A 5,722-nucleotide genomic window follows, 5' to 3' on the forward strand; every position below is an offset into this window, starting at 1 on the left:
TTGAAAATCAGTATTCCAAAGGATTGGATATAAACATTGTATACAATCTGCCTCGGGCAAGGGGGAAATATATAGCAATGTGTGAAGGAGATGATTATTGGATAGATCCGTTAAAGTTGCAAAAACAGGTAGATTTCTTAGAAAGTCATACGGACTATTCTATGTGTTTCCATAGTGTTTGGAAATTAGAGAATGGAAATACAAGTCGTTTTGTTAATATAGCTAAATCAGAAATATCTGCATGGGATATTATAAATAATTGGCTTGTACCTACTTGTAGCGTTCTTTATAGGAAAATAAGTTTAGATTGGGTGCTTTGTAATAAAATAGGTGGCTTTTGTGGTGATTTTAATATATTTATAAATTTGTCACAACACGGTCGTATTCATTATATCAGTGATATGATGGGAGTTTATAGAATACATAGTCAAGGTGTTACTATGACCCATCTAAATTCCATAAAGAGTCAAAAGGCTATGCTTAATCAAATTAATAGAATGTCATTTTATTATCCTAAAATAAGAAAAGATTTAATTTATCAATATGTATCTGCATCTGTGAGTTATGCCTCGTGTGCTATAAAAAGAGGTAACTTTACGCTTTTTATTTATTTCCTTTATAAAGCATTTACTAAAGATTTGATTAAAACAAACATTAATATATTTTCTCGAACAAAACAGAAATTTGTGAAAAAATAAATTTCTAATTATTATGAGTTTTAGATTGTTTGTTCTCTTTTGTGGAATTATAGGGATTTATCTATTACTTTTTTCATTGCATAAAAGTAATAGAGTACCTATATTTTTTACCTTAGTCCTTTTGGTTTCCTTTACATTATGGTATACATTACCTATACTCTTAAGCAATTGTGATTATTGGTATTTTTTTGAATCAATGGTAGGGATAGAAATTGAAGAGTATAATTTGTTTGCAATAGGTGAAGTTTATTTTTATTTATTAATTTTGTTATTGTTTAGATTTTCTTTAAAGTGGAAATTGAAATCAATTTTAACGTTTGAAGAGGCTTCAAACGTTAAAGTACAAGAGAATATCTTGATTATATATTCATTGTCATTATTTCTATATAATTTGTTTTTTCGATCAAACTATCTAGAAAATAATGATATTGATACGGTGGAAAATGGTACTTTTTTTCTCTTATCGTTCTTTTCAACTTATATATCTTCATATTTTTATGTTAATATATTTTGTGGTAGTCATAATAAGAAGAATCGCTTTTTTCTTTTCTTTATCATATTATCTACTTTATACTCATCATTTATTGGTGGTGCGAGAATATATTTAGTGATTTTCATATGGCTTTATATTATAAAAAAATGGCATTATATACAACGTGGGAGATATTTATCTTTTTTTTCGCCTTTGGTTATTCTTTTACTATGTGCTTCGCTTCTTTTGCCATTTTTATCAGCTAAGAGATCAGGTTCCCAATTGGACTCGTCTGATATGAAATCAATTGCAGAATTGACATTATATCATTTGAATCTCAAATTGAATAGTATAGCATATAGTACAACTCTTATTACGAGAGATGGTGAAGGATTTGCTGGGTATGAGCCTTATGTTGGAAGCCTTTTTAAATATATGCCTCGGGCTATTTGGAATGCGAAGCCAACTCCAACTAGTTATAATGGTACTGTTGCTGGTACACCATCTCGAAGAATACCTGAATTGTTGAACTTGGGAAATTCTGAGTACGCAAATGTCGGTACCTCTGCCTTTTTAGTTTCCTTGTGGCAGGGGTGGATGTTTGTTATTATTTCGATATTCATTAACTTTTTATATTTGAGAATCATTTTAACTTTTCTTGTCCACCCTTCTTACTGGTTAAAAGCTATTGGCTTTAATTTATTATTTTTTCCTCAATTAATTCTAACTCCAAGTTTTGGCGATAATTTGATGCAGAAAATGTTAGAAATATTAATATTGCTAATTTTTCTCTATTTGTTAAAAATTATATGTGTAAAAATAAATGCAAATGAAAATTGTAACTTTTCAAGGAGGATTAGGTAATCAACTTTTTCAATATGTGTTTTATCTTTGGTTAGATATGCGTTGTGATAAAGATAATATTTATGGTTATTACCCTAAAAAGGGATTAAGAGCCCACAATGGACTTGAAATAGAGAAGGTCTTTGAGGTAAAGCTACCAAATTCATCTTTGAGTACAGATTTAATTGTAAAATCTATTAAGCTAATAAATAAGATTTTTAAAAACAGACAATATATATCAACAGATGGGCGTCTGGATGTCAATGGTGTATTATTTGAGGGGTTTTGGCAGGATAAATGTTTTTGGGAGGATGTTGATATTGTATTGAATTTTAGATGGCCATTGAAATTAGATGTTACAAATTCTTTTATAATGACTAAGATTCAGGCAAATAATTCTATTAGTATACATATAAGACGCGGTGATTATCTTCTTCCAAAATATAGAAATATATACGGCGATATTTGTAATGAGGAATATTATCAGAAAGCTATAGAGTATATATTGAAATGTGTTGATGAGCCATTCTTTTTTGTGTTTTCAGATGATATAGATTGGGCAAAAAGTATAATAAATGTGCCTAATGTAACTTTTGTGAATAATAACAAGGGAAAAGATAGTTATATAGATATGTTTTTGATGAGCCTATGTCATCATAATATAATTGCTAATAGTACTTTTAGTTGGTGGGCTGCTCAACTAAATAAACATTCTGATAAAATAATGATTGCTCCGATTAGATGGTTTAAGTCTTTGTTTAAAGATCCTAACATATTTACAGAGAGTTGGATTCGAATTTGATAATTTTATGTTGTTATAATGGATATTAGTAAAATTAAAGTAAGTGTTATTATTCCGTGTTATAATGCTGCAGAGTATTTGTCAGAGGCATTAGACTCCATAATTGTTCAAACGCATAGGAATATAGAAATAATATGTGTGGATGATGGTTCGATAGATAATACTTCGGTGCTGTTATCAAATTATGCTACTCAATATAATAATGTGAGGGTCGTCACAAATGAATGTAATTTGAAGCTTATAAAAACTCTTAATAAAGCTATTGATTTGGCGACTGGAGATTATATTGCTAGAATGGATGCTGATGATGTTGCTTTACCTAATCGTATTGAACATCAACTCAAATTTATTCTAGAAAAAGATTTGGATATCTGTGGGAGTCAAGTTTATTTGATGAATTCTAAAGGTAGGATAAAAGGAATACATTCTATAGGGTTAACCAATTCTACAATATTAAGTTTGTATACAATTTTCGGTTCTTTTTTAGTGCATCCGTCAGTGATGGGAAAAGCCAGCGTTTTCAAGAATAATAAATATAAAGATGATAAAACTGCATTAGTAGTCGAAGATTATGAATTATGGTGTAGGCTTATAAGAAATAGGTATAAGTTGGGTGTAATACCAATCCCCTTATTAAAATATCGACTAACTAGAAATGGCGAAAGTCGAATTAAAAGAGATTTGATGTTATATAACCATTTGTTCATATCACAGCAACAACAATTGTTTTTCTTTGGATTTACAATGAATGAGGAAGTAAATAGATTATTTATAGGTGATTATTCGGTATTAACTACATGTGGAATGAATATATTTTCTCTTATAAAAGAGAATCTTAAAGCAATAACAACTAAGGTTGCTGAAATAGTGACAAAGAATGAAATAGCTAAGCAAGAATTTAATAATATGATAAGAATGAAACAGTTGACAATTTTTTGGATAATCTTTTGTAAAGGTGATATAAAGCTAAAAATATTATCTATTGTATTCTTACTAGCTAATTGTTCGTTTTTATTAAGTCCTTATTTTATGCGGTTGATGATATTGAAAAATAGATATATTTTTTGTTCTTAATTAGGATGCTAATGTATAAAGTTTCTATTGTAATTCCTGTATATAATGTTGAATTATATATAAAGGAAACATTGCTGTCAGCATTAGATCAGACATTCAAATCTATAGAATATATAATAGTTGATGATTGCGGACAGGATAATAGTATGAATATTATTAGAGAAATTCTAAAAGATCATCCACGCAAGAAAGATGTATATATTTATACTCATTTAAAGAATAAGGGCCTTTCTGTTGCAAGAAATACTGGTTTGCAAAAAGCTAGGGGAGAGTATGTCTTTTTTATGGATTCGGATGATGAGATAACGCAAGATTGTATTGAAAAACATTATGATAGAATTGTTAACGTAGATGCTGATTTTACGATTGCAAATATAAAATTAGTTGGTGTAGATGCTTCTGTACATATCCCTACTCTACAAATGGGAGAAAAGAGAGGTCAAGAAATTTTGAGATCTTTTTTAATGCGTGAGTGGAATGTTAGTGCATGTAATAAATTATACAAGAGAATTTTTTTAGAATTGAGTGATGTTAAGTTTACTCCAAATCTGTTACATGAAGATATTATTTGGTCATATCGTTTATCTAAAATAGCTTCAAGGGTTGTAGCTATTTCTGATAGTACGTACATCTACAAAATTCGAGAGAATTCGATTACTAGATCATTAAACTCTAATTCTAAAATAGAATCTTTATTTTATATTTTAAATATTATTTCTAAGGATTATAATGATGTCTTTGCTGCTACTAATATTGTAAAAGAATATTTTGGATATTTGACAATCCTAAGATTTAACATTGCATTAATGTTATTGAATTCTCCTGTCTCATTACTTAGAAGGTGTGAGTTTTATAGAGCTTTGAATACTGACTATTTAAGATCTTTGGAGAAAAAAAGTGTTTTTGCTTTTTTATTAAGATTTCCTTTTGGACTTTTTTTTCTTTTATTAAAGATACCATATTTTATATATAAGAATAAACAATTATGTCGCTTTTTAAAGATAAAGTTCTTTTAATTACTGGTGGAACAGGTTCTTTCGGTAATGCCGTATTGAAAAGATTTTTGGATTCCGATATCAAAGAGATACGTATCTTTTCCCGTGATGAAAAGAAGCAAGACGATATGCGCCATCACCTTCAAAATAAGAAGGTGAAATTCTACATTGGTGATGTGCGTGATAAACGTTCTGTGGATGGAGTGATGAATGGGGTGGACTATATTTTCCATGCCGCTGCACTGAAACAGGTTCCCTCTTGTGAGTTTTTCCCTGTTCAAGCTGTCCGGACAAACGTATTAGGTACTGAGAATGTGCTTGATTCAGCCATTGAGCATGGAGTCAAGAATGTAGTTGTGCTCTCGACGGATAAGGCTTGTTATCCTATCAATGCCATGGGGATCAGTAAGGCCATGATGGAAAAGGTCGCTATTGCTAAAGGACGTCAAATGGGAGAGGGTGGTCAAACTACTATCTGCTGTACCCGTTATGGCAATGTGATGGCAAGCCGCGGATCAGTGATCCCTTTGTGGGTGGAGCAAATGAAGGCCGGTAAGGATATCACAATAACCGATCCGAACATGACCCGTTTTATGATGACACTGGATGATGCGGTTGATCTGGTGATTTATGCTTTTCAGCACGGGCATAATGGCGACTTGTTTGTCCAAAAAGCACCTGCAGCTACTCTTGATACGCTAGCCCGTTCTTTAAAGGAACTTTACAAAAAGGATACCCCCGTACGTGTTATCGGTACACGCCATGGTGAGAAACTTTATGAATCATTAGTGACTCGTGAGGAAATGGCCAAGGCGGAAGATATGGGTAATTATTATCG

Annotated in this window: 6 protein-coding genes; all 6 read left to right on the plus strand. The window is 30.8% G+C overall.

Annotation, left to right across the window (positions count from 1 at the left end; all coding sequences use genetic code 11):
- Window positions 1–698: glycosyl transferase (locus ISX59_RS20965; RefSeq protein WP_220576252.1), on the plus strand; the 698-nt coding region annotated here is incomplete at its 5' end.
- Between the two features lie 13 nt (window positions 699–711).
- The gene (locus ISX59_RS20970) at window positions 712–2,034 is read left to right on the plus strand and encodes a hypothetical protein (RefSeq protein WP_220576253.1); all 1,323 of its coding nucleotides are present in this window, start codon (window positions 712–714) and stop codon (window positions 2,032–2,034) included.
- A complete protein-coding gene (locus ISX59_RS20975) occupies window positions 2,000–2,815 on the plus strand; it encodes an alpha-1,2-fucosyltransferase (RefSeq protein WP_005778161.1) in 816 nt (271 codons plus the stop codon). The genes ISX59_RS20970 and ISX59_RS20975 overlap by 35 nt, the downstream gene beginning before the upstream one ends.
- A gap of 18 nt (window positions 2,816–2,833) precedes the next feature.
- The gene (locus ISX59_RS20980) at window positions 2,834–3,889 is read left to right on the plus strand and encodes a glycosyltransferase family 2 protein (RefSeq protein ID WP_220576254.1); all 1,056 of its coding nucleotides are present in this window, start codon (window positions 2,834–2,836) and stop codon (window positions 3,887–3,889) included.
- Window positions 3,890–3,900: 11 nt separating this feature from the next.
- On the plus strand, window positions 3,901–4,905 hold the full coding sequence (locus ISX59_RS20985) for a glycosyltransferase family 2 protein (protein ID WP_005778132.1): 1,005 nt from the start codon (window positions 3,901–3,903) through the stop codon (window positions 4,903–4,905).
- A partial coding sequence (locus ISX59_RS20990) for a UDP-N-acetylglucosamine 4,6-dehydratase family protein (RefSeq protein ID WP_220576255.1) occupies window positions 4,875–5,722 on the plus strand: 848 nt, incomplete at its 3' end. The genes ISX59_RS20985 and ISX59_RS20990, both read left to right, overlap by 31 nt.

The sequence above is a fragment of the Bacteroides sp. FSHCM14E1 genome (assembly GCF_019633785.1).
In the GTDB taxonomy this organism is placed as follows: Bacteria; Bacteroidota; Bacteroidia; order Bacteroidales; family Bacteroidaceae; genus Bacteroides; species Bacteroides hominis.

Bases quoted from the DNA above. Each gene is read 5' to 3' on its own strand.
- ISX59_RS20970 (WP_220576253.1), top strand. From the start codon at position 712: ATGAGTTTTAGATTGTTTGTTCTCTTTTGTGGAATTATAGGGATTTAT.
- ISX59_RS20985 (WP_005778132.1), top strand. From the start codon at position 3,901: ATGTATAAAGTTTCTATTGTAATTCCTGTATATAATGTTGAATTATAT.
- ISX59_RS20980 (WP_220576254.1), top strand. From the start codon at position 2,834: ATGGATATTAGTAAAATTAAAGTAAGTGTTATTATTCCGTGTTATAAT.
- ISX59_RS20975 (WP_005778161.1), top strand. From the start codon at position 2,000: ATGAAAATTGTAACTTTTCAAGGAGGATTAGGTAATCAACTTTTTCAA.